Raw genomic sequence first — 26,381 nt, forward strand, 5'->3', positions numbered from 1 at the left:
AAGCTATAAAGATTCTTTGTCTTTTTGGCACTTGGCGCTTATTCCTTTGGCATTAGAGCCTAACGCTCGCTTTTGACTGTCTGTTTTATCGTTTAAAGCAGCTCGACCGACTGCTTGGCGATCACGTATTCTTCATTGGTTGGGATCACCATGGCCACGGCGCCAAGTAACTCGGATTTGGCGATAATACCAGATTGGCCAAAGCGAGCAGCTTGGTTTGCTACTGCGTCTTCCACAAAACCAAGCAGTTTAAGGTTTTTAATGATTTCACTGCGAATCGGCAGTGCATTTTCACCGATGCCGCCGGTAAAGACTATTGCATCCAGCTTATCGAGCGGCACAAGGTAGGCGGCGATGTATTTTGCTACTCGGTAAGTAAAGACATCAAAGGCCAATTTCGCGCCTTTGTGTCCTTCTTCCATGGCTTCAAGTATGCCTCTGGCATCTGAAGTTAGCCCAGAAACCCCGAGAAAACCCGATTTTTTATTTAGGGTTTCAAACACGCTTTCTTGGCTCCAACCTTTTTTGATTAGAAATTCGATGATCCCTGAATCTAAATCCCCGCAGCGCGTGCCCATCATAAGTCCAGCCAATGGCGTAAAGCCCATAGAGGTGTCAACAGAGCGGCCTGCCCTCACGGCGCACACCGAGGCGCCATTACCTAAGTGCACCGATATAATATTTGACTCTTCAACCGTCTGACCAAGCATTTTCGCCGCTTCACGGCTGACATAATAATGGCTAGTACCGTGAAAACCATAACGGCGAATGCCATGCTCTTTGTATAACTGCTGTGGAATGCCGTAAGTAAAGGCTTTATCTGGCATACTCTGGTGAAACGCGGTATCAAAAACGGCAAATTGCGGCAAACTTGGAAATGCAGTTAACGCTGCCTTAATTCCCTTGACTCCCGCAGGATTGTGCAGCGGAGCAAGGGAAGATAAAGCGTCAATTTCAGCCAGTACCTTATCATCGATACGAACCGTAGAAGTAAACTTTTCACCGCCGTGGACAATTCGGTGCCCTACTGCAACCAATTGTTTTGAAAGCCCTAAGGATTCTATCAGGGTAACAATTTGCTCAATCGCGTACTCATGATGGTTATCTTTCGCCTTGATCTCATGTTGCGTTTTGGTGCCTTGGTGTTTCCAGCTAATAACGGCTTCCGCTAGGCCGAAGCACTCACCCAAGCCAGAAATAACTTCTTCGCCTGTCGAGGAATCAATAACGGCAAACTTAAGGGAAGAACTCCCTGAATTAATCACTAAAACAAACGATTTGGGCATGAGCGATATCCTGTAACAGAGCATAAATGGGAGCAACTTCTCCCTCGTCTACCATAATCTTACTCAATATTTTTTTAATGCTTCAACTTTTTAAAGCTCTTAGAAGTAAGCAAACCCATTTTCGTTGATCAAGCACAAGCTCGCCTTTATTTTGTTAGCGAAATTTATTCTGTCAGTAGCCAGACAAAGCAAGCAAAGGGACTTGAGGTACAAAAAAAGATCCGTCATAGTCACCTTGTGAGTGAACACGCAAAGAGGTGAGCATGAATATAGGAGCGGTATCCAAACTTACTGGCTTATCAAGCAAGTCGATTCGCCTTTACGAGGAAAAAGGGGTGATCAGCCCGCCCAGTCGCAGTGATGCGGGCTATCGCGAGTATCATGACCAACACATACAAGAACTGAATTTGGTCTCTCGCGCTAAAAATGCGGGCTTCTCGCTTCAAGAATGTAAAGAGTTTGTCCAACTGGCCCAAAACCCGAAACGCACCAGCCGCGCAGTCAAACAAAAAGCTCAGCAAAAGCTTAATGAAGTGGAAGTGAAAATTAGCCAATTGCAAGAGATACAACAGCAGCTTGCTTCGTGGATCAATGCATGCCCAGGCGATGAAGGAAGCCAGTGCCCTATTATTGAGGATCTCACCAAGTAGTTTGCTACCCACAGTATTTTTCTGTGAGTTTTTAGGCGCCTACCATGAAGTCCCTCATAAGATCATGTAACATGTAAAATAACACAGTTACACCGGACACCTTCATGGAAGCAGAATTACTGGATATAAAGAATTTCCTGTCTCAACACCCACCGTTTGATGAGCTCGACGACGACGTGCTTAACTTCGTCGCGAGTAATGTTGAGATTTCTTATTTTCGTGAAGATACGCCGGTTATCCATTTTGGTGATGAAATCCATGATCTTTACATGGTGCGCAGCGGTGTGGTCGAAGTCTATCGGCGCAAAGGCGAGCTGTATAACCGTTTGGATGAAGGTGCCCTATTTGGCCAAATGGGGCTGTTAACCAATAATAAAGTGCGCTTTCCAGCCAAAGCCATTAAAGATACCCTGCTCTACTGCATACCTGAATCTGCTTTTCAGGAACTCTACGATAACCATGAAACTTTCGCCGATTTTGTAGAGGTAGAAGATACGGCTCGTCTGCGCCAAGCCGTCTCCAGCAGTAATGAGCAAAACGATCTCACCACTTCTAAGGTTCGCACCCTGTTAAAAGGCGAAACACCTTTTCTTGAAAAAGATGAAACCATTCAAAATGCGGCGATAAAAATGGCCGATGAGAATGTGTCCTCCTTACTGGTTATCGACCCGAATATTCTTGAAGATAACGAAGAAGACCAATCTCCTTTGGTCGGAATTATCACCGACCGAGACTTATGTACTCGCGTGTTGGCTGAAGGTTTGGACCCAAACGACCCCGTTTCTAACGTGATGACCACGGAAGTCATCTCACTTGACCACAATGCCTATGTGTACGAAGCCATGCTTACTATGCTTAGGTACAATGTGCATCATTTGCCAGTACTAAAAGATAAAAAGCCGATAGGCATTGTCGAAACGACCGATATCGTCCGCTATGAGTCGCAAAACTCTTTACTCTTGGTGAGCAGTATTTATCAGCAGCAGTCCATCGAAGAGCTGGCTTCACTGGCCGAGCAAGTCAAAGACAGCTTTGTAAGACTGGTTAATGAAGATGCTAACTCACATATGGTTGGCAGCGCCATGTCGGTGATTGGTAAAAGCTTTAAGCAAAGAATCATAGAGCTGGCAGAAGAAGAGCTTGGAGAGCCGCCAATTCCCTATTGTTTTCTGGCCCTTGGCTCTATGGGGCGCGATGAACAAATACTGGTCACAGACCAAGACAACGCCATCATCCTTGATAATAGCTACGACAGTGAACAGCACGGCCAGTATTTTGCCGACTTGGCCAAGAGAATCTGCGACGGTTTGGATCGCTGCGGCTATACCTATTGCACGGGTGATATCATGGCAACCAATCCGGTTTGGCGCATGACGCGCAGCGAATGGGAAGAATGCTTCTCTGACTGGATCGATGATCCCAACCCTAAAGCTCTGCTCAATGCTTCTATCTTCTTTGATCTTGTGGGTGTCTATGGCCGGCTAAAATGGGCAGAGCAACTCAATGGATTTATTATCCGACGAGCGCGCAAAAATAACCGCTTTCTTGCCTGTCTCGCACGCAACGCCATGAACCGCACTCCTCCTCTTGGCTTCTTTAAAGCCTTTGTGATGGAGCAAGATGGCCAGCATAAGAATTCGATCAACCTCAAGCGCAGAGGTACAGCTCCCCTTGCCGATCTGATTCGAGTCCATGCCCTTGCGGTAGGTTCGCGATCAACGAACTCATTCGAGCGCTTAGATGATATTCATGAAGCCGGCATTTTACCCAAAGGCAAGGCGCGAGATCTCAAAGACGCGCTTGAGTTTATTTCCATGGTACGGATACGCCACCAAGCCTACGACGTCGAAAACGAGGTAGAGCCAGATAACAACATAGAACCGGAAAACTTGTCTGACTTTGAGCGTCGTAACCTTAAAGATGCCTTCCAAATTTTGAGTAACGCGCAAAACTTTCTCAAGTATCGTTACCAAGCCAGTAACAACTTTAAGTAGGTGCAAATGATCAATAATCTCATCAATGCTTCTCATATCAACTGGCAAAAAACATTTGATATCAAACATAAGCAAAGCAAAGATTCAGCGCTAAAAGAGTATTACGCGGCCAGTGTACCTAGCTCAATGACTCCTGTTGAGGAGACGACTTTTTTGGCGATGGACTTTGAAACCACAGGATTAGATTCTAACCATGATGACATCATCACCATAGGGACAGTCCCTTTTAATCTTAATCGCATTTTTCTTAATCAAGCTCGTCATTGGACGGTAAGACCTCGCCAACAACTTGCAGAAGAATCTGTGGTTATTCATGGCATTACCCATAGTGACATACTCGATGCACCCGATTTAATTGAGATTTATGGACAAGTGTTAGAGCAAATGGCAGGCAAAGTCATGGTCGTGCATTATCAGAGAATCGAGAGGGAGTTTTTTGACCGAGCGCTGACCGATCGCATCAACGAAGGTATTGAGTTTCCGGTTATTGATACCATGCACCTAGAAACTCTCTATCAGCAGCAAGCCAATGGCAGCTTTTTAAAGCGATTGATAGGCAAAAAGCCTGAATCCGTTCGCCTTGGGGCCAGTAGAACCCGCTATGGCCTTCCCAACTACACGCCACATCACGCACTGACTGATGCCGTCGCAACCGCAGAACTGCTGCAAGCTCAAATAGCGCACCACTATAAGCGCACCACAAAACTTGGGGAAGTCTGGATATAAAAAAGGGCGATTACTCGCCCTTGTTCATAGTTAGCAGATCTTTACTTAACGCTGATATTTTTCAGTGCGCATACCCATAAGTAGGCTCACACACATAAGTAGCAGGATAAAGGTAAAGGGTAACGCGGTAGAGATAGCGCCAGCTTGTAAGCCTTGAACGGCTTCAGTGCCACCGATCCAAAGTAAAGCAACAGCGATGGCCCCTTCCATAAACGCCCAGAAAACGCGCTGTAAAACGGGTGCGTCCACTTTACCACCAGCCGTAATGCTATCGATAACCAAAGAACCAGAGTCTGATGAGGTAATAAAGAATACCAGAACCAACACGACTGCAATCACTGATAGCACAGTGCCAAATGGTAGTACGTCAAACATCTGGAACATAGCTAAAGAGACATCTGTAAGACCGTTTGCGCCCAACTCACCTACGTTATTCACCACTTGATCGATAGCCATGCCACCAAAGACTGACATCCAAAGTAGCGTAACAATCGAAGGAACAATCAGCACTGCTGTCATGAATTCTCTCACGGTTCTACCTTTGGAAACACGAGCGATAAACATACCAACAAATGGCGACCATGAAATCCACCACGCCCAATAGAAAACAGTCCAACCTTGGAACCATGCTTCATCTTCACGGCCGTGAGGGTTACTTAGCGGGATAATATTTTCAATATAGGCCATTAAGGTCGTACCTATATTGCCAAAGGCTACGGCGTAACCAATCAATGCCACCATAATAAGCAGCAAGAAAGCGACGATCATGTTGATGTTACTAATGACCTTAACACCACCATCAATACCACGAATGACAGATACCACCGCAAGCAGAGTCACAATCGTAATAACGGCCACTTGTAACCCCATGTTGGCTTCAAAGCCAAATACATGATGAATACCACTGGCAGCTTGCTGCGCTCCTAACCCTAATGAGGTCGCCAAACCAAATAGTGTCGCTAATACTGCAAGAATATCGACGATATGGCCCGCCCAACCCCAAGCTCTATCACCGAGTATTGGATAGAAAATAGAACGGATTGATAGTGGAAGGCCTTTGTTATAAGCAAAGAAGGCTAGAGACAAAGCAACCACTCCATAAATCGCCCATGGGTGAAGACCCCAATGGTACATAGTGGCACCCATGGCCAGTTTTGCTGCCTCTGCTGTATTGGCTTCGACGCCTAATGGCGTTTTATACCAACCAGTAAAGTAAGCGACAGGTTCTGCAACACTCCAGAACATTAGGCCGATGCCCATTCCAGCAGCAAACAACATAGAGAGCCAAGAGACATAGGAGTAATCCGCCGTCGCATCTTGCCCGCCCAAACGAATTTTGCCTAGCGGCGTAACAATGAGAGCGATACAAAACAGGACAAATATATTGCCTGACCAGATGAACAACCAATCAAAGCTGCCAATAATCTTCCACTTGACGCCATCGAGTAGTGCTTTTGCAGACTCAGCATCCATTAATGCGGTCATGATTAAGAACAAACCAATCAGGCCTGCGCTAATTCCAAATACAGGGTTATGAACATCAAAACCCCATTTTTGGACATTATCTTGCCCGACCGTGTAGTCGGTACTATCGATACTGTACTTATCTATACCTTTAGTCATTATTCCTCTCTTGTTGGTTTTCTTCCCTGACCAAACCTTCAGATAGAAAAATCGTTAGTGATAAAAACAATTATCTCTATATCAAGACTCAATCAATTCGATATCATTGTACGTGTAGATACGGATCATTCCAGTACTTTAGGGTTATTTGTCGATTTTTTAAACGAAAATAACATCAACAGTAGATAGTTTAATCAATAAAGAGAAACCTAGAAGGCAAAATTAAGTTTGACTTCTAAACATTTGACTACATCACATTTACAGCTAAAATCCCTAAGTGATATTTCATAAACACCTTGTTATCCACTCGGATGATAGGTAAGTTCGATATTTATCATTTGCTAGGCTTCAATTCCTGCAAAATTTAATGTATTTTTTCGCCTCCATCGCTTTACTAATATAAGGAACAAGATTGGAAAAGCACGAAGAAGTTCTTATCTCAATTCGACAGATCATCCGTGCGATTGATCTGCACTCGAAAAGACTAAGTAAAGAATCTGGTCTTACTGGGCCACAATTGATTTTAATGCGCTCAATTAGAGAGCTCGGTGAAGTCACTATTCGTGAACTTTCAAACCATACCAACATGAGTCAAGCAACTGCGACGACTATATTAGATCGACTCGAACGTCATGAGCTTGTTAAACGTGTTCGTAGTATACAAGATAAACGCAAAGTTCATGCTCATTTGACTGACAAAGGCAGACTGGTCTTAGAACAAGCTCCTACACCGCTTCAGCAGAATTTTATTAATAAATTTCATAGACTTGAAGAGTGGGAACAGTCATTGCTCTTATCTTCTGTTCAACGAATCTCGTCAATGATGAACGCCGAAGATATCGATGTTGCCCCTGTTTTAGAGATAGGAAGTATCACGACTCCTGAATAACTCTGCCTACAAAATTGATTTAGCACTACTTAGCAGTTACGTTTTATACAGGGCCAAACGTAAACTCCTAAGGTATTATGAGCAAAAAACACAAGCTTCAGGCTGATCATACCGACGCTATTCTCGACATACGTCGGCAGAAACAAGTACTGAAGTTTGTTGCCGCAACAACATTAATATTCTTTGTACCCATTGGGATTAACAATATCCTGATTGGTGAACTAATGCTGGGCGCTATTCTGCTTACCTTTGAAATCACGCTGCTGCTTGAAGTAACCGCCATTGTATACCAGCGTAAAGGCTTTTTTGGTCATACCCTCCCCCTTGTCTTGCTGGTTACGTCCATTATTATGGCTATTCACATTTTCGGTACCTTAGCCACTTATTGGGTATTTCCTATTATCATCAGCGTGGTTTTTCTGTTGCCGACAAAACTTGCCTTAAGCGCTAATGTTGTGCTTTTGGTAGGATGTACATTAGCAGCGTTTCCTCATCAACATCTAGCTACCACTTCCAGATATGCTTTTTCCTTGCTTGCAACAGCGGTCATTGCTCATGTGATTGTTCAAGCAATTCAGAGACTACAAAAAGAACTTCGTTATCTTTCAGAGCGTGATAGTTTAACCGGAGCGCTCAATCGACACGAGCTTCAAGCACATTTGGAAAACGTCTGTGCCACTTATCCAATATCATCCGTAGCATTAATTGATATTGATAACTTCAAAAAAATCAATGATCAATACGGCCATGATGTGGGTGATAAAATCATTAAACAAGTCGTTGGGGTCCTATACCGTCATATGGAAGAGTCCGATCTACTTTTTCGATTAGGCGGTGATGAATTTCTACTGCTACTGCCTGAGAGAGATCAGTTTGCAGCAAAAAATACCATGACATACATAGGCCAGCACGTAGAGGAAACGAAAGTTACGATTAGCTCTGGTGTCGCACAGTTTGTTGACAACGAGAGCATAGAAGACTGGGTAAAACGTGCCGACATAGCCCTTTATCAATCAAAGCATAATGGCAGAAATAAAGTATCACTCTACAGTGGCCCTCTCCCATCAAACAAAGAAAAAGAAACTTCAAACATTACTATATAATCAACAGGTTATGGGAAATACTCATCTCAGCCAAGGCTCACACTAAAGCTCTCAAAAACATAAATTTCCAATAATGATTGCAGTTTTATCTGTAATATATAGCATTGACCCACACTTAAAAGACTGTACACAGGCATAGGGAGCACAATTTGAAAACGCCCTGCATAGCAGCATGCAAAAATAATGGTGGTATCTGCAGCGGATGCCACAGAACAATGGATGAGGTCATAGGATGGAAAGCATTATCAGATTCAAACAGAGATGAAATCATCGACGAATTATCAGGTGACACTTCTGACCATATTTGCCCTTCTTGCAACGGGTCAGCTAGTTGTGATTTGGCTCAAGGAAAGAAGACATGTTGGTGCTTCTCACTTGAGAAACGCATTCTTCCTACCGAGTTTTCTTCCAACTTATGCTTATGTAGAAAATGTCTGAGCAAACTTGAAATCGCCTAGATAGTTGATTAGATTTTCTAATCCAACCTATAGAATTTTATCTTGCTTAAAATCACATTTTTGGTTGCAAAACCATCACTCTAACTCTAACATCTTTCACATTAAAAGCTCAAAGTCCCTATTTTATATGACTTTAGCTTAAATAGACTAATTATATCATTTACTTATAAACCTTTTGTTAATTGAAATGAATGCATCATATAAAGTTATTAAACTCACATTGTTTATTGCGCTTTTAGCCGCAGTTGGCCAAATGACGCAAACAATGTATGTGCCTTCAATTGGCTACATGGCTAGTGAGTTTCTTGTCTCACCAACTAAGTTACAAGCAGTGATGGCCTGCTATCTCATTCCATATGGCTTATCACAGTTTGCTTACGGTCCCCTCTCTGATCGCTTTGGGCGCAAACCAATTATCATTTTTGGCCTTGGCATATATATTATCGGCAGTGTAGTGGCATTGTACGCTGAAAGTTTCGAAGCATTTTTAGCTGGTGGCTTTATTCAAGGGCTAGGTATAGGGAGTGGCGGCGCAATGTGTCGTACACTCTCACGAGATGTATTCTCTGGAAACGACCTTCATAAGGTAAATAGCTTAATCAGCATGTGTATTATCTTTTGCCCTCTTCTAGCCCCTGTACTAGGAGGTTACTTAACCGAAACCTTTGGCTGGCGAGCAAGCTATCTATTTTTATCTCTGTTTAGTCTTGTGGTCGTTATCGCTATAATGACTCGGTTCGATGAAACACTACCACCATCTAGACGTCGCAGCGAAGCAGTGATCCATAGCTATCGTTATGTTCTGTCTAATAGAAAGTTTCAAGGTTATTTACTCTGCTTAGTCGCCACTTTTTCCGGAGTCGCTGTTTTTGAAGCTGCAGCGGGCGTGCTTCTCGGAGGTGTATTAGAACTCCCTGCAACCATAGTAAGCATACTATTTGTTATACCCATTCCTGGTTACCTGATAGGGGCTGCTTTATCTAGCATGATCGCAACAAGGAAGGACGAGAAGTCTGCACTGCAAGTTGGATTAGTCGCTATTACTGTGGGTTCATTGGTGGTCTTTATTCCGGGTCTAATGGGACTAACTGATACTCTCACACTGGTAGGTGGCGCGACTATCTATTTTCTTGGAGCCGGTATTTTGTTCCCAGCAGCAACAACAGGTGCACTCTCCCCTTTCCCTTATCATGCAGGAACAGGCGGTGCGCTTTTAGGAGGCATCCAAAATTTAGGGGCTGGAATGGCAACTCTGCTTGCCTCTATGATACCGTCGCCCAACCAGATGCCACTTGGGTGCCTGATGCTTTTGATGTCAATCCTTGCCGTCGTTGGGTTAACAAGAGGGTATCGTAACCAAGATCCTCTCAAAGAGAACTCAGCGACAGTCTAGGTTTACCACTTTTTCATCACCCGTCCCATCCAATTGGGGTGATATGCCCAACAATGATCAAACAGAGACATAAGTTCGGGGTTGCCATACTTGGATAAACTAATAGCATGGAAGCGATTGTGTTGTTTTTTTAAATTCGTAACTTGCTGCTGTAGCTCTTGCGACTGCTTGGGCGCAATAAAATCTGAAATGACAACCAAATCAGCATTTTTATATCTTTCCCCTTTCATTAAGTCAATTGACTTGACAAGAACAGGCTCCAAGTCAGTACCGCCGTGAAAGCTATAGGTTAAAAAGTCACTCGCATCTCTTAAACCATCTTGCCGAGTCAACTGATAGGTGATTTGTTCAGTCGAAAATAAAATCACAAAACAGTCTCTATCCTCAGCGAGCGCAATCTGCATCAGGGCATAAGCGATCGCTTTAGCACATTGTTCAGGAAAGCCGCTCATAGAACCAGAGGAGTCAACACATACGATGAATGGCCCTTTTTCCACATCTGCTTGCATGTTTTCAGGCCTATGAGTTTTGACCTTGCGTAAGGTTCGCGATTTCCCCTGCATTCTATAATTCATTAATCGCTTGTCGACCAAGTGCTTGTAGAAGACAACCTCTAACTCAGGGTAAGCCAAAAACATGGTTTCATTTGGCAGGAGCTTATTTAAATCATCACTTTCATGAATACCGACAATATCATCTGTCGCTTCATCTGACTTTTCCTCCACCATCTGAATATCTTCTGTCGGTGCTCGGTTCAGTTCAGGATCGTCCACGTCATTTGCCATACGGCCTAGTTGTTGAGCGATGTCTTGCAATCCTTGATTCTTTTTCAAGAACTCTGCATGGCGCTTCATCGCTGAAAGGTCTGTTTTACTTAATTTGGCCGCTGCCATATCCCATAGCCGACCGAGGCTACTTTCATCTCCTTCTTGAGTCACCCCTTCCATATTTTTCATCGTTTCCATACGTTGATATAAATCTTGGAGGAGTTTCTCTTTGCTCGCTTCGAGTTCCGAAACTTGAGCCTGACGAATTGCATCAGACAAGCTTTGATACCACTGGTCGCAAAAGTAATGCGGAAACATAGGGTTATAAAGCCCTTTATTCTTTTCAATCAGCCTACGAGCTTTTAGGTAAAAAGCGGAGTGCCATTCAAGCTTTTTAACGACCTCAGGAATATTGTCGAAAAAAGTTTGTTCATCCCAATGGATAACATCCTGATACAAGGCAAGTTCTTGCTGGAATCGCTCAGTTTCACAAACATTGGTGATGCGCTTTTTAACCGTCCCTCGCCATTTAAGAAGGTGATTTTTTACTTTTGCTCTCACCCCCCTATTTTCAGTCAAAGACATCACTTGAGAGCGGGCCATCAAGTCGTTTACCGCCGAATCTATGATCCCTGAATCAGCGATCATTAAAGCCAAGTTTAAACCATCAGCGCCCAACATCTACATCACCTCTCATGCAAAGAACTGATTTAACTGCCGAAAACGCAATACCGTGCGCTCACATTCGGTCTTTGTTGACTCCAGCGTTTGCTGAAGTGTTTGCAAACTCGATTCCATGATTCTGGGAAGATCTTGGTCAACAAAGATGTGTGGTAAAGCGCCATGAAAATCGGAACGAACTTTAAGTAGGTGATGCTCTGCTTGATTAAGTTGCTCAAATGCTTGCTCAGACTTACTTAGCCAAGCTTGGTATAAGCTCTTATCCAAACCCGCTTTTGTCACTACAGATACCAGCACGGAACGATTTGCAATATCTTTAATCACCAAATTACTCTCTGCATCAATATCAAATCGTATACGGCACAAGTTGGTATTTTTATTTACATAGCCGTAAACATCACCATGGCCTTCTTTAATAACCTTTTCTAGGTCAACCTTGGGTACATATACCCAACGGCTGTCACCTTTTTCAGATTCTGAAACCGACAAGTTACTTTGCAGTAGAACCAACTTAACCAAGTCTTTCGCACTACCCACCTCATAGAGATTTGCATCTGATATGTTGTAACTGTGGATCTGCTTTTTCCTAAGACCTGTTGTTGACTCCGTTGACAACAGCATCCCAAACTCAGATTCAAGTTCCGTCTGCACCTCAGCCAACTCATCTCGGCATAAAACAATTTGCTGCTCGACATCTTGCTGATCAAAAGCACAGGTTAGGGCAAACTGCTTGATGACACTCTGAACCATTTCACGAGATTCTGGGCTATTCCACAGACAATCTTGGAGCAATAACAAATCGAGTGGATTAACCTCGTCGCGACCATTAAAGTAAGCACTGGCTTTAAGCAATTTAACCGATTTTTTCCAACGTCGGTCAGAAATGTACATCTCTGACTCATCGATTTCACTACCTTGAACTGCTGCATCCTCTAACATCTGCTTGAGCACATACAACTTTTCAAAAGTAGCGTCGCTCAATTCCAATTGCTCAAGCTCAGATTGCCATTGATGATACTCTTGCTCTGTGATCGCTAACCCTTGAGGTATCACTGCTTCCTGTTTTGTCCCCACCATCAACATCGATTTGAAGTTTTGTTTGTTCTGAATTCGGTTAACAAAAATTCGAACAAGCATCCTATCGTATAAGGCTTCTAAACCACTGTCTTCATCGGGTAATTCATTGGATGCTGAAACCAGCAAGCGCATGGGAACTTTAGCTATATCGCTACCATTTTTAAAAGTTTTCTCATTCACCACGGTCAGCAAGGTATTCAAAATAGCGGGACCCGCTTTCCAAATTTCATCAAGAAACACAACCTCTGCGGTTGGCAAGTAGCCTTCGGTCAAACGCACATAGCGGCCGTTATCCTTAAGTTCTTGAATACTGAGTGGTCCGAACACTTCTTCAGGGGTTGAAAATCGTGTCATTAAGTATTCAAAATATGAAGAGTTGTCGAATGCTTGAATAAGCCTCTTGGCAATCAGACTTTTAGCGATTCCGGGAGGGCCAAGTAAAAATACACTTTCACCAGCTAAGGCAGCAAGCAAACACATTTTTATCGTATCTTCTCGTTCATAAACACCGTCAGATAAGGCTTGAGCGAGTTTATTGATTCGTTCAGAGAGCAACGCCTTTTGCGCATGGGACACTCTAGTAGGGCTAATCATAGTGTGTTCCTCTGAATATTAACTAGCATGTGTAATCTGCATAGCTTTATACATTTGTTATAACCCTGTTACAAGTGGATTTTTTCGTTTTGATCAGCCTTTATATCAGAAGCGCTTTTTACGTAACATATTGAAAACTATGATTTCAAAATTGTGATCTAAATCACTGTAACAGTGTCTAAGGTTTGAGACATAATGTCTAATAACCTTTTTTAAATCGATGATGACTTGCATTATCTCATCATCAAATAATAACTAAATTATAGATAATATGGACTCACCTTTGAAAATTCTCCACACTTGGAAAGGAATTTCCCTCCAAGAGCTAAAAACCACGCTACCTAACGGTAGAGTAATAACCCATACTACGATCTCTCACCCTGGTGCTGCGGTGGTACTTCCAATACTTCCTAACGGCGACATACTACTAGTCAATCAATATCGGCCATCATTAAAGAAATGGCTGCTCGAATTGCCCGCTGGTACGATCGAAAATAATGAACCTTCCGAACTATGTGCTGTAAGAGAATTATCAGAAGAAACTGGCTACCACGCTGAAGCTATGATATCTCTTGGGAAAGTGACGCCTTTGCCTGGCTTTTGTGACGAGATTCAGTATCTATACGTCGCTAAAGGTTTATCAAAAGCTCACAAACTTATATGCGATGATGATGAGGTCATAGAAGTGATTTCTTTACCTTTCTCTGAAATAGAACAAAAAATCATCGAGGGTGAAATCACGGATGCTAAAACCATCGCATGTATCAGCAAAGCAAAATTATGTGGATACTTATAGGAGATAAAACATGGACTTCCGCTCGGATACAGTCACTCAACCCACCCAAGCAATGCGACAAGCTATGGCAGAAGCCCCTGTAGGGGATGACGTCTATGGTGACGACCCGACCGTAAATGAACTGGAAGCATGGGCAGCAGAAAGGCATGGTTTTGAAGCTGCTCTTTTTACAACTTCAGGAACACAGGCTAATTTACTCGGCTTAATGGCTCATTGTGAGCGAGGGGATGAATATTTATGTGGCCAGCAAGCACACAACTACAAGTACGAAGCTGGTGGTGCTGCGGTATTAGGCTCAATTCAGCCACAACCAATAGAAAATAACCCAGATGGCACGCTTGATTTTGGTAAACTTAGAGCGGCTATTAAGCCTGATGACAGTCACTTCGCTCGTACAAAATTACTAAGCCTTGAAAACACTATAAATGGAAAAGTGTTACCACTTTCCTATATGGCTGAAGCTCGTGAATTTTGTGACCAGCATAAGCTTGGGCTCCACTTAGATGGTGCAAGAGCTTACAATGCTGCGGTTGCTCTTAATGTTGATATTAAGGAAATTGCTCAGTATTTTGACTCTATGACGGTGTGTCTGTCTAAAGGGCTTGCCGCACCAATAGGCTCACTACTTATGGGAAGCAAGAGTTTCATCGCAAAAGCGCGCCGCTTACGTAAAATGGTTGGTGGTGGAATGAGACAAGCAGGGATTCTAGCAGCCGCTGGTAAGCTCGCACTCACCGAACAAGTCAGTCAGATTGAAACTGACCATGTAAATGCGAAAACACTTGCAATCAAACTGAGTCAGTTGCCAGGCTTTCATGTCAACCCAGACTTTGTTCAAACGAATCTCGTTTTTGCTAAACTGGATTCCAACATTGACATACATAATATAGCAGAAAAGTTAAGTCGTGATGGCATTCTTATTAGCCCTGGTAACCCGGTCAGATTCGTTACTCACAAAGACGTATCTGAGAATGACATAAACCATCTAGTAGAAAAATTAAAAACCCACCTATCCTAAAAAATAATATTTTGGCCTTCAACTATTGATAGGCCAAATTTTCAATAACTACGATTATCGACATGCTAAATTATTATCATTCAATCATTTTTCATTCATAATTTCATCATATCGCCCTGATTCTACTAATTTAGAAAATCCTATATTAAACTGTTCAACAAAATATTTACTATGCATACTATTTTTAGAAATTAACACACTCCAATGTTGAACATCTATGAACTTATCATTGTGAGTTATCATACTCACTTCGTTCTCTGGTAACTCTGAATTAATAAGCGCATACCCTACTTTATAAGTGGCAATGACCAAGTCGATACGTTTCGCAATTAGCTTTTTGAAGTTATTACTTTCCTCTGCTATTCGACGTACTTTTATAATACCTTGTGCTTCAGCTTCCTGAAATTCTTTGGAATAATGGTACCCCACCGTTGCGCCTATTTCATACTGACTCAAATCTTGCATCGTTTCCCATTCGATGCTTCTGCTAGTAAGATGAAAGAGTACACGCTTTTCTTCTAGTACTGGCACTGTATATAAAAATGATTGCTTTCGTTCCTCATTGACAGACCAAATCACAGTACCATCATACTTTCCCTCTTGTGCCAGTATGTATGAACGCGCCCAAGGGTACCAGCCCCAAACCACCTCTATACCTTGAAGCCGAAATGATTCAACAATAACTCTAGACGAAGGTCCCCCACCAGATAGGGATTTCGACAGATAAGGAGGCCACTCTCCATTGGTAAGCTTGATCACACTTGGTACCGCTGACCAAGATAAATGTGAAAAAAGCAGTATATTTAGAACAAATAAGCGTAACATTTTCGGTTAAGAATCATGGTTAGCATCAATCAGGATTAATCATAGCTTAATTATAGACTATCATTTCCTTAGGTTATGTTTTCGAATGCAAAATAGATATATTATAAATAAAAAGAAAATAGGAGTAAGGATTATATTTTTATTTTCACTAAAAATAGATAATGAATTACGAATAAATCATTAACATACAATATATTTAAGACCAGAATTATAATAATATTTAACATTGTCATTATTGTTATTATCTAGATGGTGAAATTTTGGCGATGTTAACGTGATTTTACGTTTATACTCTAATAATACAAATCATAAAAATCATTATAAGCCCTCAAAAAAATAATGAAAATTACTCTAATATATATATCAATCGCACAAACAAATCTTACCTTTTCTCATTAATTAAAATAAAAGCTAAATTTTAATCGCCTGCCAATCGGAAGTATTCATATGTATTTATTTGTAGGCCGCTTTATAGGTTTTAAAAAAGGAAGAAGCAATGGATATTAGATTTAAATGTCAGCGTCAGTTGAACAATCGAAGAACTCGTCTATCGAGTCTTATCGCCCTAAGCCTTGGGACAGCCTGCCTAAGTGTGCAAGCAGCACCTTCCCAGCCACAGCTTGACTGGAATATGACGAGTGTTAAAAACCAGTCTTTCGTAGAAATAAATGGTGAGCCTGGAAGGCAATCTTATAAAAAAACGGTTGTCAGACACGATAGTGTTTCCTTTCCTGTTGATTGGGATGTTTGGTACAACAGCGGTACTCCAGCGACAAAGTGGCAAGTTAGGTTAGACGATAAAGTCGTTTACACTGAAGCCATTAACGGACCTCAGGGTTCTGCTTTCTCAGGTACCGCGACCGTTCAAATTGATAAAGCTGGCCAATACGATATGACGGTTAATGTCTGTGATGCTAATAACGATTGCTCTTCATCAGCAGTACATCAAATTACAGTGACTGACACAGATGGCAGTGGTATGGCCCCACTAGCCATGAACGTTGACAGTAACAATCACTCTTTTCCACCTCAACCCGAAGGTACAGTGGTAGGTAGCTACTTTGTCGAGTGGAGTCAGTACGAGCGAAACTTTACCGTAGACAATATTCCAGCGGACAATCTCACTCACATTATCTATGGATTTATTCCAATGTGTGGTCCGAACGCATCACTTACTGATCAAAACTCGCAAGCAGCACTGAAACTAGCCTGTGGTGATTCAAAAGATTATGAGGTTGTGGTTCATGATCAATGGGGGGCGCTCGGATCAAGCCTACCTGGGACCAACAATTCCTCTATTAAAGGCACCTACGGTCAGATGATGGCACTCAAACAGCGTTATCCTGATCTTAAAATTTTACCTTCTATCGGTGGATGGACACTATCCGACCCATTCTATGGATTCACTGAAAAAGCAAACCGAGACACCTTTGTTGCTTCAGTTAAAGAATTTCTTCTCACATGGAAGTTCTATGATGGTGTCGATATAGATTGGGAGTTCCCTGGAGGCGATGGTGCAAACCCTCACTTAGGTAACCCAGAGTTGGATGGTCAGGCCTATATAGATCTGATGAAAGAATTGCGTGATATGCTGGATCAGTTATCAGCTCAAACAGGGAAAACTTATGAGCTAACTTCAGCTATTGGTGCTGGCTGGGACAAAATTCAGGATGTCGATTATTCAAATGCTCAGCAGTACATGGACTACATATTTGTTATGTCGTACGACTTCTATGGCGCATGGGATAATAACTTGGGCCATCAAGCTGCTCTTGACTGTGGCTCTCATATTTCACAAGGGCAATGTGATGGAACAGATGCTGCAGTAGAAGGCCCTGAGTACACTACGCACAATGCTGCAACTCAACTGCTTGAACAAGGTGTTTCATCAAACAAACTTGTTTTAGGTGCAGCTATGTACGGACGTGGCTGGAAGGGTGTCACACGTGAGAGCATGACCGACTCCAATAATCCAATGACAGGGACTGGTAACGGCGCTATTAATGGTAGCTGGGAAGCAGGCGTCATTGATTATAAAGACATCGTTTCTGATTATATAGGACAGCCCGGAGTAGAAACTTTCTATGACGTTCAAGCGCAAGCTCCATATTTGTACAAAGAATCAACTGGAGAGGTAATTAGCTACGACAACGCAGAATCTGTCGAAGCCAAAGCAGCTTATGCCCGCTCAAATGGATTTGCCGGATTATTTTCATGGGAAATTGATGGAGATAATGGTGATATTCTAAACGCCATGCAAAATGGACTTCTAAATGGCGGAGAAGGGGTAAATCGTCCACCAGTCGCTAATGCTGGTGACGACATACTTGTCTCGACCGCAGGTGCAGTGACCTTGGATGGTTCACAGTCTCATGACGCTGAAGGTGAAGTATCTTATCTCTGGGAACAAATAGGAGAGCCTACAATAGCGATTAGTAATGCCAACAGTGCACTAGCAACGATCACAATTGAAGATGATGGTTCAAATAATGTATACAGTTTCAAACTCACTGTAACTGATGAGGATGGTGCAAAGGCCTACGATACTGTAAAGGTTACTACTCAGTTTGGCCCCCTACCGGAAAATAGACCACCGCATGCTGTCATTTCTGGTCCTTCAGAGGCTGAGGCTGGAGAGCAAATCACACTAGATGCCTCTGGTAGTTCAGACCCTGACGGTGATAGTTTAGAGTACGCTTGGTCATCTGACGATGTCGCGGTAAACGCTAACGAAAGTTCAGCAAACTTCATTGCGCCTGAGTTTTCTCAAGATACCCATATATCTGTATCTGTGACAGTTTCAGATGGTTCAGCATCCGATACAGAAAGCTTTACTATTTTAGTCAAAGCAAAAGAAGACGGTGGCAACCCAGGTGATTACCCTCAATACGTTGAAGGGACACCATATCAAGCCGGAGATAAAGTCAAAAATGCTGGTGGTGTTTATGAGTGTAAACCACACCCGTATACTGGCTGGTGCTCAGGAGCTGCATGGGCTTATGCACCTGGCACAGGAACGTACTGGGACCAAGCTTGGACGAAAATCTAACTTTTCTCGTAAAGGAAAAACCCCGCTAGGCGGGGTTTTTTATGTCAGCATTTCTCTTGTGAGACAAAGTAATTATGTTCTGTACAATACTTTAACCACATGCCACCCAAACTTGGTCTTAACTAAATGGGGAACCAGTGTTTCTCCCTGAAAGCAAACTTTATCGAACTGTGGTACCATCTGGCCGCGACGAAATTCACCTAGGTCTCCCCCCTTTTTTCCTGAAGGGCAACTGGAATACTTTCTTGCTAAAGTCTGAAACTTTGCTCCCTTCTTAAGCTGTTTAATTATATCTTCAGCCTGTTCTTTATGCTTTACCAAGATATGTAAAGCTGCGGCGGAATTAGCCATATACTGCTCTCGCTAAATCTTCAATGTGAATACGCTGATATTGTAATGAAATAGAGTAAAAACGCCACCGAGATAGCTCAAAAAACAACCAAAAAAATCAATTTGTCAGCTAAACGCCACATTGTCGATTGATAAGATTTATAAATGATATAACATCGCTATGGGCAAATAGAGAATACGAGTACTTCTGAATATGGCAAAGACAATCAGTAAAGCAAATCAATCACAAGGTATGTTGATGTTTACGCTCACCCATAACCAACAACTTTTTGCTATAGGAACGTTAAAAGTCCGTGAAATTGTACCTTATCAGCCAACAACCCAAATTCCTTATTCGCACCACCATGTTATAGGTACAGTTACCATTCGTAATAATACTATTCCAGTCATTAATATGCCGGCTGCGATTGGACTCAGACCTATTCAACCGGAAGAGTATTCTTCATGCTATCTGATTGTCACTGATTGTCTGAGAACCGTTGTCGCTTTTATGGTTCGTTCTATTGAAAAGATTATCGAATGCGATTGGAAATCTATTGAGTCTTCACCCCAAGCGACTGGTAAGAACGTATTCGTTACTGGTATTACACGATTTGAAGAACAAATTGTACAGATGTTGGATGTCGAACTTCTATTGTCGAAGATTTACCCTCAATACGAATCTAACGCCATCCCTATGCTCACTGACATAGAAAGAGAAAAATTAAAAGCATTGAAGATTCTTTTGGTAGACGATTCTTCAATTGCGCGCAAGCAATTAGCTGACGCCCTAGACAACATTAATATAGGTTACCAAATTTGTAACAATGGTATTGAAGCCCTTAGTCTAATGCGTGACCAAGCGGAAAGAGAACAACCTATTCAACTGTTAGTAAGTGATATTGAGATGCCTGGCTTAGATGGTTATGAACTCGCCTTTGAAGTCCAAAATGATCACAGGCTAAACAAAGCCTATATTATCTTGCATACTTCGCTATCTAGCGAAATTTGTGTGGATAGAGCCCAGCAAGTTGGTGCGCACGAAGCGCTCGAAAAGTTTAACGCTGGAGACTTAATCAACGCAATGCTCCGTGGGGCAGAGCTTTTAGAAAGTAAAGATAAGGGTCTAACAACTGAATTACTGATTTAGTGTAGATAAAAGCGAACTACTAACTCGTTAATATCAAAGCAACATCAATTTTTTATACATATTAACCCAAGCAGCTCTGGCCGAGATCCGCTAATCTTAAGCTATTGGGTAGTTAACGAAGAATTTTAATTAGAATATGCTAGACTACGATTTCAAAAAATCGACCGCTAACTTAAAAAAAGCTGTCCCGCTAATGATGCAAAACCATGTTGCTGCCACACCGGCTAACTACGCATTATGGTACACCTATGTCGATAACGCTATTCCAGAAATGAATCAAGAGCTGGACACCATTATAGAGAATTATGGTCTATGCCCACCAGCCGCCGGCAAACAACTCTACGATAGTTTTGTGGCAAGCCGTTCAGAAACTGATATGAAGGAGTTAAAAGCCAATGTCGAAGTATTGGTCAATCAAGTGGCCTCGTCTATGACGGATACTCTTTCAGATACCTCTCACTTTTCTCAGGTAATAGATAAAGGTTTTGAAAACCTTGAACGTTTTGAAGACCAAGCCATGTCTATCGAAGATGTCACTAAGGTTGTTCGTCAATTGATCTCTGAGTCTAAAGAGATCAGAAATTCAACTAGCTTTTTAAATACTCAACTCGAAACAGCAGCAAGTGAAATCCAACGGCTTAAAGCCCAACTCGCTGAAGTCCAACAGGATGCCTTATTTGATGGACTGACAAGCTTATACAACAGACGTTCGTTCGATAATGACATCAGTGCCCTGTGTGAGGCTGAACAGACTATGTGCCTAGTTCTCGCTGACGTAGACCACTTTAAAAGCTTAAATGACAATTATGGACACTTGTTTGGAGATGCGGTACTCAAAGGGATTGCAAAGCGATTTCAACTTAGTAGTAGAGACGGTATTCACGCTTACCGGTACGGTGGAGAAGAGTTTGCGTTAATTGTACCGAATAAACAGTTGCGGGTTGCCAGGCAATTTGCAGATAGTTTAAGGCGCTCCATAGAAAAGCTATCCGTTAAAGATAGACGCTCGGGTGAATCAATCAGCAGCATAACAGCTTCATTTGGTGTAGCCGAACTACAACCTGGTGAAACTCCTGAGTCTCTGATAGAAAGAGTTGATAAACTTCTTTATGAAGCCAAACAGCTCGGACGCAACCGCGTAATGCCTATTTAGGAAAGAACCACAGATATCGATAGCAATACCCCTACGAGTTTTCTTCAATGGGGTTATTTGCCTATTCGTGCTTCGAGAAATTCTCCCCAATCATACCAAACCCTGCCATTCCCAAGGCCGACTGGTCTATCTTTAGCATTTGAAAAAACTATGCGTCACAAATTAGGAAAACAAATCTAACACATTGCATTAACAAAAAAACAATGTATTAGTATTCAGTAGTTAACGTTATATGTGCGTAGTTATGAATTTATTGAATATATATCCGAATAATGCAAATACAAGTGCTCCGATTAGCCACTGTTCGTTTACTGATGAAAAATCAAGCGAAGTTAAACTAGCCGATAGCATTAGCCGTATCGAACAAGATGTAGATGATAAGCGACTGAGCACACTTAACACCAAGCGAGATCTTTTTTCCTGTTTAGGAATGAAAACATCACCCCAAATAGCATTGGCCCCCCCGGCTAACAGGCTTCAAAATGTTCAAAGCCAACCACAACAAAGCAATATAAATAACCAGGCTAATATTCAATGTTACCCATCAGATACCAATATTTCGTTTGCTTCTGCAAGACTAGACCAACGTGCACAGCGATCCAAGATACATAGCTTGGGTACGGTTATTGGTCGTATACTTGCTCATGCCGCATTAGATAGTATCTGTGAGGGCAAATTAAATATCACAGGCATCGACAATCAGCAGCTAAAACCACTCGTTGAGTACTTAGTATGGGGAAATATAAGTCTGACGCACAAAGGCAAAGACCAATTTTATCGTTCTTTAAGCAAAGAAAAGCGTTTTGTTTATCGAAAAGCATATCAAATCGTGAAAATAAGCATCAGCCAGTCAGCTAATCCTAATGAACCCGTAAAAGGCTGGATGTCAAAACGTCTACACAAGTTAACTGCCGGAATAAAACACTCGATGTTGGATCAGCCCGAATTACAAAATGGTCACTTTAGAGACCAGTTGAGTTCTATCATAAACAAACAGGCAGATACTTACGTTGCTGATTCTAGTGCGCACATAGACAAAAGCTATGCGAATTCAAGAAGGCAAAAGCTCGGTTACGCTATCACTTCTGGGTTTATTTCGGTCGTACGAGAACGAGCTCCAGGCACGGTTCAGCGTATCAATCTAATCAATTTTTTATTCGATACCCGTGATGCCATGATTAACACAAAAAACATGGTTACGACTTCTAAATTCAATGACGTATTTACTACTTACTTTGGTAAAAAGGTAAATGGCATAACCAAAAATGTGAACGATACCAAAAAAGCTATCAGACACGCATCAAATGATGTATCCCTTAATAAACTATTGATCGCTTTTAAAAATTACTGGTTTGGCAACCAGAAAAGTCAACAGATGAGTGAAACCGAATGACCGTTTAAAGCTTATCCGTCTGAGGTAATAGCATTGATAAGATCTTGTAGCACCTGCTCAGCCTTATCATTCTCAATTTGGCATGTGCCCGCAGCTTTGTGGCCACCTCCTCCATACTTAAGCATTAACTCGCCGACATTTGTTTTGGAGCTTCTATCAAATATAGATTTTCCAGTTGCAAATACTGTATTTTGCTTCTGAAACCCCCACAACTTATGGATAGATATATTGCACTGCGGATATAGTGCATAAATCATGAAACGGTTCCCTGCATAAATCGTATCTTCCCCCGTAAGATCCAATACAACTAAATTGCTGTGGACAGTGGCACACCTTTGTATCTGCTGCTTGAATAAGTTCTCGTGTTCTTTGTAAAGCTCGATACGTTCTGCAACATCAGGGTGCTCAAGTATTTCCTCAATAGTGTGCGTTGTACAGTAATCAATCAAATCCATCATCAAGTTGTAGTTAGAGATTCTAAAATCTCTAAAGCGTCCGAGTCCTGTTCTTGCGTCCATCAGGAAGTTAAGCAGATTCCATCCAGTCGAATCCAATACTTCATCCCGTGTAAACTGCGCTGAATCACCTTTATCAACCGCTTCCATCATACTCAACCATGCTTGAGGGAATACTTTCTCACCACCATAATGCTCCCACACTACTCTCGCAGCTGAAGGTGCATTAGGATCAATAATATGGTTTGGTCTTTCACCTGGGTTTCGAATAGTTTCTGAAAGGTGGTGATCAAAAACAAGATGAGCCTGCTTAACGTATGGTAGGTTAGTAACAATATCAAGCGAAGTGATCTTAACCAATCCGTCTTGCATGTCTTTAGGATGGACAAACTTTATATCGTCAATGAGACCAAGTTGCTTAAGCAAAACCGCGCATACTAAGCCATCAAAGTCACTACGCGTTACTAAACGATGTTTCTTTTCCGACATCTGTAAATCCTTATCTTCCACTGTTTAACCTAACTATTCGGTATCACCAGCTTTAGAATACTACTGATAGAACGATTATTTAATCCTACCTTTAGTTTAGACACCTTCGATCGTTTAACAAACTTACACTTCACTTTTCCTCTCCTTTGATCCAACACGAAAATCATCTAGTCATAAAAAACCTCGCAATTGAACACCGTTTCATTCTTGACATTATCATGACAAATTACAGTAAAATGACTATAAAATGTGACTTGAATCGCAATTTATTACTGGTAAACTAGTTGTTACTATGAAAAATAAGCAATCCACTTTTCACGAACAACATATAGATGCACAAGGTGGCATTTTAGAGAGTTCAAAAAAGACCCTATACAGAGCATCTCTTAATGCTCTAGTGATACTCGCGATCGGGCTTTTGGTAAACCTGGCTATTCGTATAGACTTTTCCATATTAAAGCATGGCCTTGGAGAGACCTCTATCACTGAAGCACTTCAACTACTTATGCTGCTACTCTCCACCAGCTCCTTTTTCCTTGTTATCCGAGAGCGCAAAGATCTTAGTCATGCAGCAGCGTTGATTTTTGGCTTTTTATCAGTGCTGACAATCAGAGAAATGGATGCGTGGTTTGATATGCTCTTCCACGGAGCATGGGTTTTCCCCGCTCTATTGGTCACAATAGCAACCTGTGCGTATGCGTTTCGGGGACACAAGGGCACTATTAATCAAATGGCAACAATTTTGGACGTTCGTCACATGAATACCTTAATTGGTGGGGTCGTCCTCTTAGTAGTGTTTTCGCGTTTGTATGGTATGGGAAGTTTCTGACATAGCGTTATGCATGAGTACTACATACGTGAAGTCAAAAACGTATCTGAAGAAGCAATGGAACTTTTATGTTACTGCCTGATTGCTCTAGGCGCGGTAAAAACACGTCTAACTCTGAAACATAAACCAGTTTAAAACGAGGGCACTTGTTGTGCCCTTATCTTTTTCGCTTCTCAATTATTGCCTGCCCTTTTCATAATTCCTGTACAAAGTCCCTGTTTATCTATAGTGTCACCAAAGTTACCAAATTGTTAACTATATTTAACGAGAGTCTGGATAGCAGACCATTTAAACAGGAAGTACATATATGCTGTCGATTTTTGATATTTTTAAAATCGGAGTTGGACCATCAAGTTCTCATACCAATGGGCCTATGGTAGCAGGCTACCATTTCGCTCATCTACTTGGCGAATCTGTGTCCAAAGTGAATAGAATTCAGGTTGATTTGTATGGTTCTTTATCCCTAACAGGTAAAGGCCACCATACGGATCGTGCAATCATACTTGGTTTGATGGGTAACAAACCTGACACAATAAAAATGACCAGTGCGAAGCAAGCACTACAAGATACCTTTGAAAACGGTTCTTTGTTGTTAGCAAATAAGCATAACCTCAACTTTGAGTATAAAAGGGATATTATTTTTCATACCACAAACCTCCCTCTGCACGAGAACGGTATGACTGTGACGGCCTATGATTCCTCTGGCACCCAACTAAAAGTGGAGACCTACTACTCCATAGGTGGTGGGTTTATCCTAACTGCAGATGAACTGGAAAATGGCAGCTCAGACAAACCAGTAGACGTGCCTTTCCCATTCACTTCCGCTGAGCAAATGCTTGAAATGGCAGAGAAAAAGGGCCTTAGTCTAGGTGGCATGATACTGAAAAATGAAGTTTGCTTTTTCGACAAAAAAGAGATTGATCAGAAGGCAGAGCAAATCTGGAAAGTGATGTCTTTGTGTATGGAAAGGGGGTTCGAAACCGAGGGGATACTTGAGGGCGGCCTAGAGGTTACCCGAAGAGCGCCTAACTTACTCAAGAAACTTGAGGCCAATCAAGCCGTTGAAAATGATCCTATGGAAGTAATGGACTGGATAAACCTTTTCGCTTTCGCGGTCAGTGAAGAAAATGCTGCTGGAGGGCAAGTCGTAACCTCCCCTACCAATGGAGCTGCTGGTGTGATCCCCGCAGTACTAATGTATTACCATCGTTTTGTTAAAGCCCTAGATACCAAACAAATCAAAGACTTTTTAGCCGTTGCTGGTGCCATTGGTATTTTATACAAAACTAATGCATCAATCTCAGGTGCTGAAGTCGGTTGCCAAGGGGAAATTGGTGTTTCTTCTTCAATGGCTGCGGCTGGTCTTACCGCACTACGCGGTGGAAGCAACGAGCAAATCTGTATTGCAGCAGAAATAGCAATGGAGCATTCATTAGGAATGACCTGCGACCCAATTGGTGGCTTGGTGCAAGTGCCTTGTATCGAGCGTAATGCAATGGGCGCAATGAAGGCCATCAATGCATCAAGAATGGCGCTAAAAAGGACCAGTAAGTGTCTAATATCTTTAGATAAGGTTATCGCCACCATGTACCAAACAGGCAAAGATATGAATAAAAAGTACCGTGAAACGTCACTGGGTGGATTGGCTGTAAT

Annotated in this window: 21 protein-coding genes and 1 pseudogene; 15 read left to right on the forward strand and 7 right to left on the reverse strand. The window is 42.1% G+C overall.

Going from position 1 to position 26,381, the window contains the following annotated elements; all coding sequences use genetic code 11:
- Nucleotides 1-92 precede the first annotated feature (92 nt).
- The gene (locus AAFM34_RS14525) at nucleotides 93-1,286 is read right to left on the reverse strand and encodes an acetate/propionate family kinase (protein ID WP_341664036.1); all 1,194 of its coding nucleotides are present in this window, start codon (nucleotides 1,284-1,286) and stop codon (nucleotides 93-95) included.
- A gap of 263 nt (nucleotides 1,287-1,549) precedes the next feature.
- On the opposite strand from AAFM34_RS14525, the gene cueR reads away from it, so the two are divergent.
- The 3 genes from cueR to AAFM34_RS14540 all read left to right on the forward strand — a co-directional run bounded on the left by cueR (nucleotide 1,550) and on the right by AAFM34_RS14540 (nucleotide 4,656).
- Nucleotides 1,550-1,936, forward strand: a complete 387-nt coding sequence (cueR, locus tag AAFM34_RS14530; RefSeq protein WP_341664038.1) for a Cu(I)-responsive transcriptional regulator — start codon at nucleotides 1,550-1,552, stop codon at nucleotides 1,934-1,936.
- 104 nt (nucleotides 1,937-2,040) lie between these two features.
- Nucleotides 2,041-3,930, forward strand: coding sequence for a DUF294 nucleotidyltransferase-like domain-containing protein (locus AAFM34_RS14535; RefSeq protein WP_341664040.1), 1,890 nt, complete (start codon nucleotides 2,041-2,043; stop codon nucleotides 3,928-3,930).
- Nucleotides 3,931-3,936: 6 nt separating this feature from the next.
- The gene (locus AAFM34_RS14540) at nucleotides 3,937-4,656 is read left to right on the forward strand and encodes a 3'-5' exonuclease (protein ID WP_341664042.1); all 720 of its coding nucleotides are present in this window, start codon (nucleotides 3,937-3,939) and stop codon (nucleotides 4,654-4,656) included.
- Between the two features lie 45 nt (nucleotides 4,657-4,701).
- Here the strand turns inward: AAFM34_RS14540 and AAFM34_RS14545 are convergent, their stop codons facing one another.
- Nucleotides 4,702-6,279: a BCCT family transporter gene (locus tag AAFM34_RS14545; RefSeq protein ID WP_341664044.1), complete on the reverse strand. Its 1,578-nt coding sequence runs from the start codon at nucleotides 6,277-6,279 to the stop codon at nucleotides 4,702-4,704.
- Between the two features lie 412 nt (nucleotides 6,280-6,691).
- Here AAFM34_RS14545 and AAFM34_RS14550 point away from each other — a divergent pair, with 412 nt between their 5' ends.
- From AAFM34_RS14550 to emrD, 4 genes are all read left to right on the forward strand, one after another.
- Nucleotides 6,692-7,168 carry a MarR family transcriptional regulator gene (locus AAFM34_RS14550; protein WP_341664046.1) on the forward strand — a complete coding sequence of 159 codons (477 nt, stop codon included), beginning with the start codon at nucleotides 6,692-6,694 and terminating at the stop codon, nucleotides 7,166-7,168.
- A gap of 77 nt (nucleotides 7,169-7,245) precedes the next feature.
- On the forward strand, nucleotides 7,246-8,271 hold the full coding sequence (locus tag AAFM34_RS14555; RefSeq protein ID WP_341664048.1) for a GGDEF domain-containing protein: 1,026 nt from the start codon (nucleotides 7,246-7,248) through the stop codon (nucleotides 8,269-8,271).
- Between the two features lie 149 nt (nucleotides 8,272-8,420).
- Nucleotides 8,421-8,729, forward strand: coding sequence for a cysteine-rich CWC family protein (locus AAFM34_RS14560; protein WP_341664050.1), 309 nt, complete (start codon nucleotides 8,421-8,423; stop codon nucleotides 8,727-8,729).
- A gap of 187 nt (nucleotides 8,730-8,916) precedes the next feature.
- Entirely contained in the window at nucleotides 8,917-10,122 is a 1,206-nt protein-coding gene (gene emrD / locus AAFM34_RS14565) for a multidrug efflux MFS transporter EmrD (RefSeq protein WP_341664052.1), read from the forward strand.
- 2 nt (nucleotides 10,123-10,124) lie between these two features.
- Here emrD and viaA read toward each other — a convergent pair whose 3' ends face one another.
- Both viaA and AAFM34_RS14575 read right to left on the reverse strand, forming a co-directional pair.
- Nucleotides 10,125-11,570 (reverse strand): ATPase RavA stimulator ViaA, encoded by a 1,446-nt coding sequence (gene viaA, locus AAFM34_RS14570; protein WP_341664054.1) that lies wholly within the window; start codon nucleotides 11,568-11,570, stop codon nucleotides 10,125-10,127.
- 12 nt (nucleotides 11,571-11,582) lie between these two features.
- Entirely contained in the window at nucleotides 11,583-13,241 is a 1,659-nt protein-coding gene (locus AAFM34_RS14575; RefSeq protein ID WP_341664056.1) for an ATPase RavA domain-containing protein, read from the reverse strand.
- 271 nt (nucleotides 13,242-13,512) lie between these two features.
- Between AAFM34_RS14575 and AAFM34_RS14580 the strand changes: the two genes are divergently transcribed.
- Together AAFM34_RS14580 and ltaE are read left to right on the forward strand one after the other, a co-directional pair.
- Entirely contained in the window at nucleotides 13,513-14,037 is a 525-nt protein-coding gene (locus tag AAFM34_RS14580; RefSeq protein ID WP_341664058.1) for an NUDIX hydrolase, read from the forward strand.
- Between the two features lie 10 nt (nucleotides 14,038-14,047).
- The gene (gene ltaE, locus AAFM34_RS14585) at nucleotides 14,048-15,055 is read left to right on the forward strand and encodes a low-specificity L-threonine aldolase (RefSeq protein ID WP_341664060.1); all 1,008 of its coding nucleotides are present in this window, start codon (nucleotides 14,048-14,050) and stop codon (nucleotides 15,053-15,055) included.
- Between the two features lie 84 nt (nucleotides 15,056-15,139).
- Here the strand turns inward: ltaE and AAFM34_RS14590 are convergent, their stop codons facing one another.
- Entirely contained in the window at nucleotides 15,140-15,814 is a 675-nt protein-coding gene (locus AAFM34_RS14590) for a transporter substrate-binding domain-containing protein (RefSeq protein WP_341664062.1), read from the reverse strand.
- Nucleotides 15,815-16,376: 562 nt separating this feature from the next.
- On the opposite strand from AAFM34_RS14590, the gene AAFM34_RS14595 reads away from it, so the two are divergent.
- On the forward strand, nucleotides 16,377-18,929 hold the full coding sequence (locus AAFM34_RS14595; RefSeq protein WP_341664064.1) for a glycosyl hydrolase family 18 protein: 2,553 nt from the start codon (nucleotides 16,377-16,379) through the stop codon (nucleotides 18,927-18,929).
- 72 nt (nucleotides 18,930-19,001) lie between these two features.
- Here AAFM34_RS14595 and AAFM34_RS14600 read toward each other — a convergent pair whose 3' ends face one another.
- Nucleotides 19,002-19,280 (reverse strand): peptidylprolyl isomerase, encoded by a 279-nt coding sequence (locus AAFM34_RS14600; RefSeq protein WP_341664066.1) that lies wholly within the window; start codon nucleotides 19,278-19,280, stop codon nucleotides 19,002-19,004.
- Between the two features lie 193 nt (nucleotides 19,281-19,473).
- Between AAFM34_RS14600 and AAFM34_RS14605 the strand changes: the two genes are divergently transcribed.
- From AAFM34_RS14605 to AAFM34_RS14615, 3 genes are all read left to right on the forward strand, one after another.
- On the forward strand, nucleotides 19,474-20,409 hold the full coding sequence (locus AAFM34_RS14605; protein WP_341664068.1) for a chemotaxis protein: 936 nt from the start codon (nucleotides 19,474-19,476) through the stop codon (nucleotides 20,407-20,409).
- 136 nt (nucleotides 20,410-20,545) lie between these two features.
- Nucleotides 20,546-21,562 (forward strand): GGDEF domain-containing protein, encoded by a 1,017-nt coding sequence (locus tag AAFM34_RS14610; RefSeq protein ID WP_341664070.1) that lies wholly within the window; start codon nucleotides 20,546-20,548, stop codon nucleotides 21,560-21,562.
- A 244-nt stretch (nucleotides 21,563-21,806) separates the two neighbouring features.
- Complete coding sequence (locus AAFM34_RS14615) at nucleotides 21,807-22,955, forward strand: hypothetical protein (RefSeq protein WP_341664072.1); 1,149 nt, start codon at nucleotides 21,807-21,809, stop codon at nucleotides 22,953-22,955.
- 11 nt (nucleotides 22,956-22,966) lie between these two features.
- Here AAFM34_RS14615 and AAFM34_RS14620 read toward each other — a convergent pair whose 3' ends face one another.
- Nucleotides 22,967-23,899, reverse strand: coding sequence for an exopolyphosphatase (locus tag AAFM34_RS14620; protein ID WP_341664074.1), 933 nt, complete (start codon nucleotides 23,897-23,899; stop codon nucleotides 22,967-22,969).
- A gap of 292 nt (nucleotides 23,900-24,191) precedes the next feature.
- On the opposite strand from AAFM34_RS14620, the pseudogene AAFM34_RS14625 reads away from it, so the two are divergent.
- Nucleotides 24,192-24,863: pseudogene (locus AAFM34_RS14625) on the forward strand (hypothetical protein).
- 172 nt (nucleotides 24,864-25,035) lie between these two features.
- The coding region (locus AAFM34_RS14630) for an L-serine ammonia-lyase (RefSeq protein WP_341664076.1) at nucleotides 25,036-26,381 on the forward strand (1,346 nt) is incomplete at its 3' end.

Origin of the sequence: Vibrio sp. (genome assembly GCF_038138445.1) — a bacterium.
Lineage (GTDB): Bacteria > Pseudomonadota > Gammaproteobacteria > Enterobacterales > Vibrionaceae > Vibrio.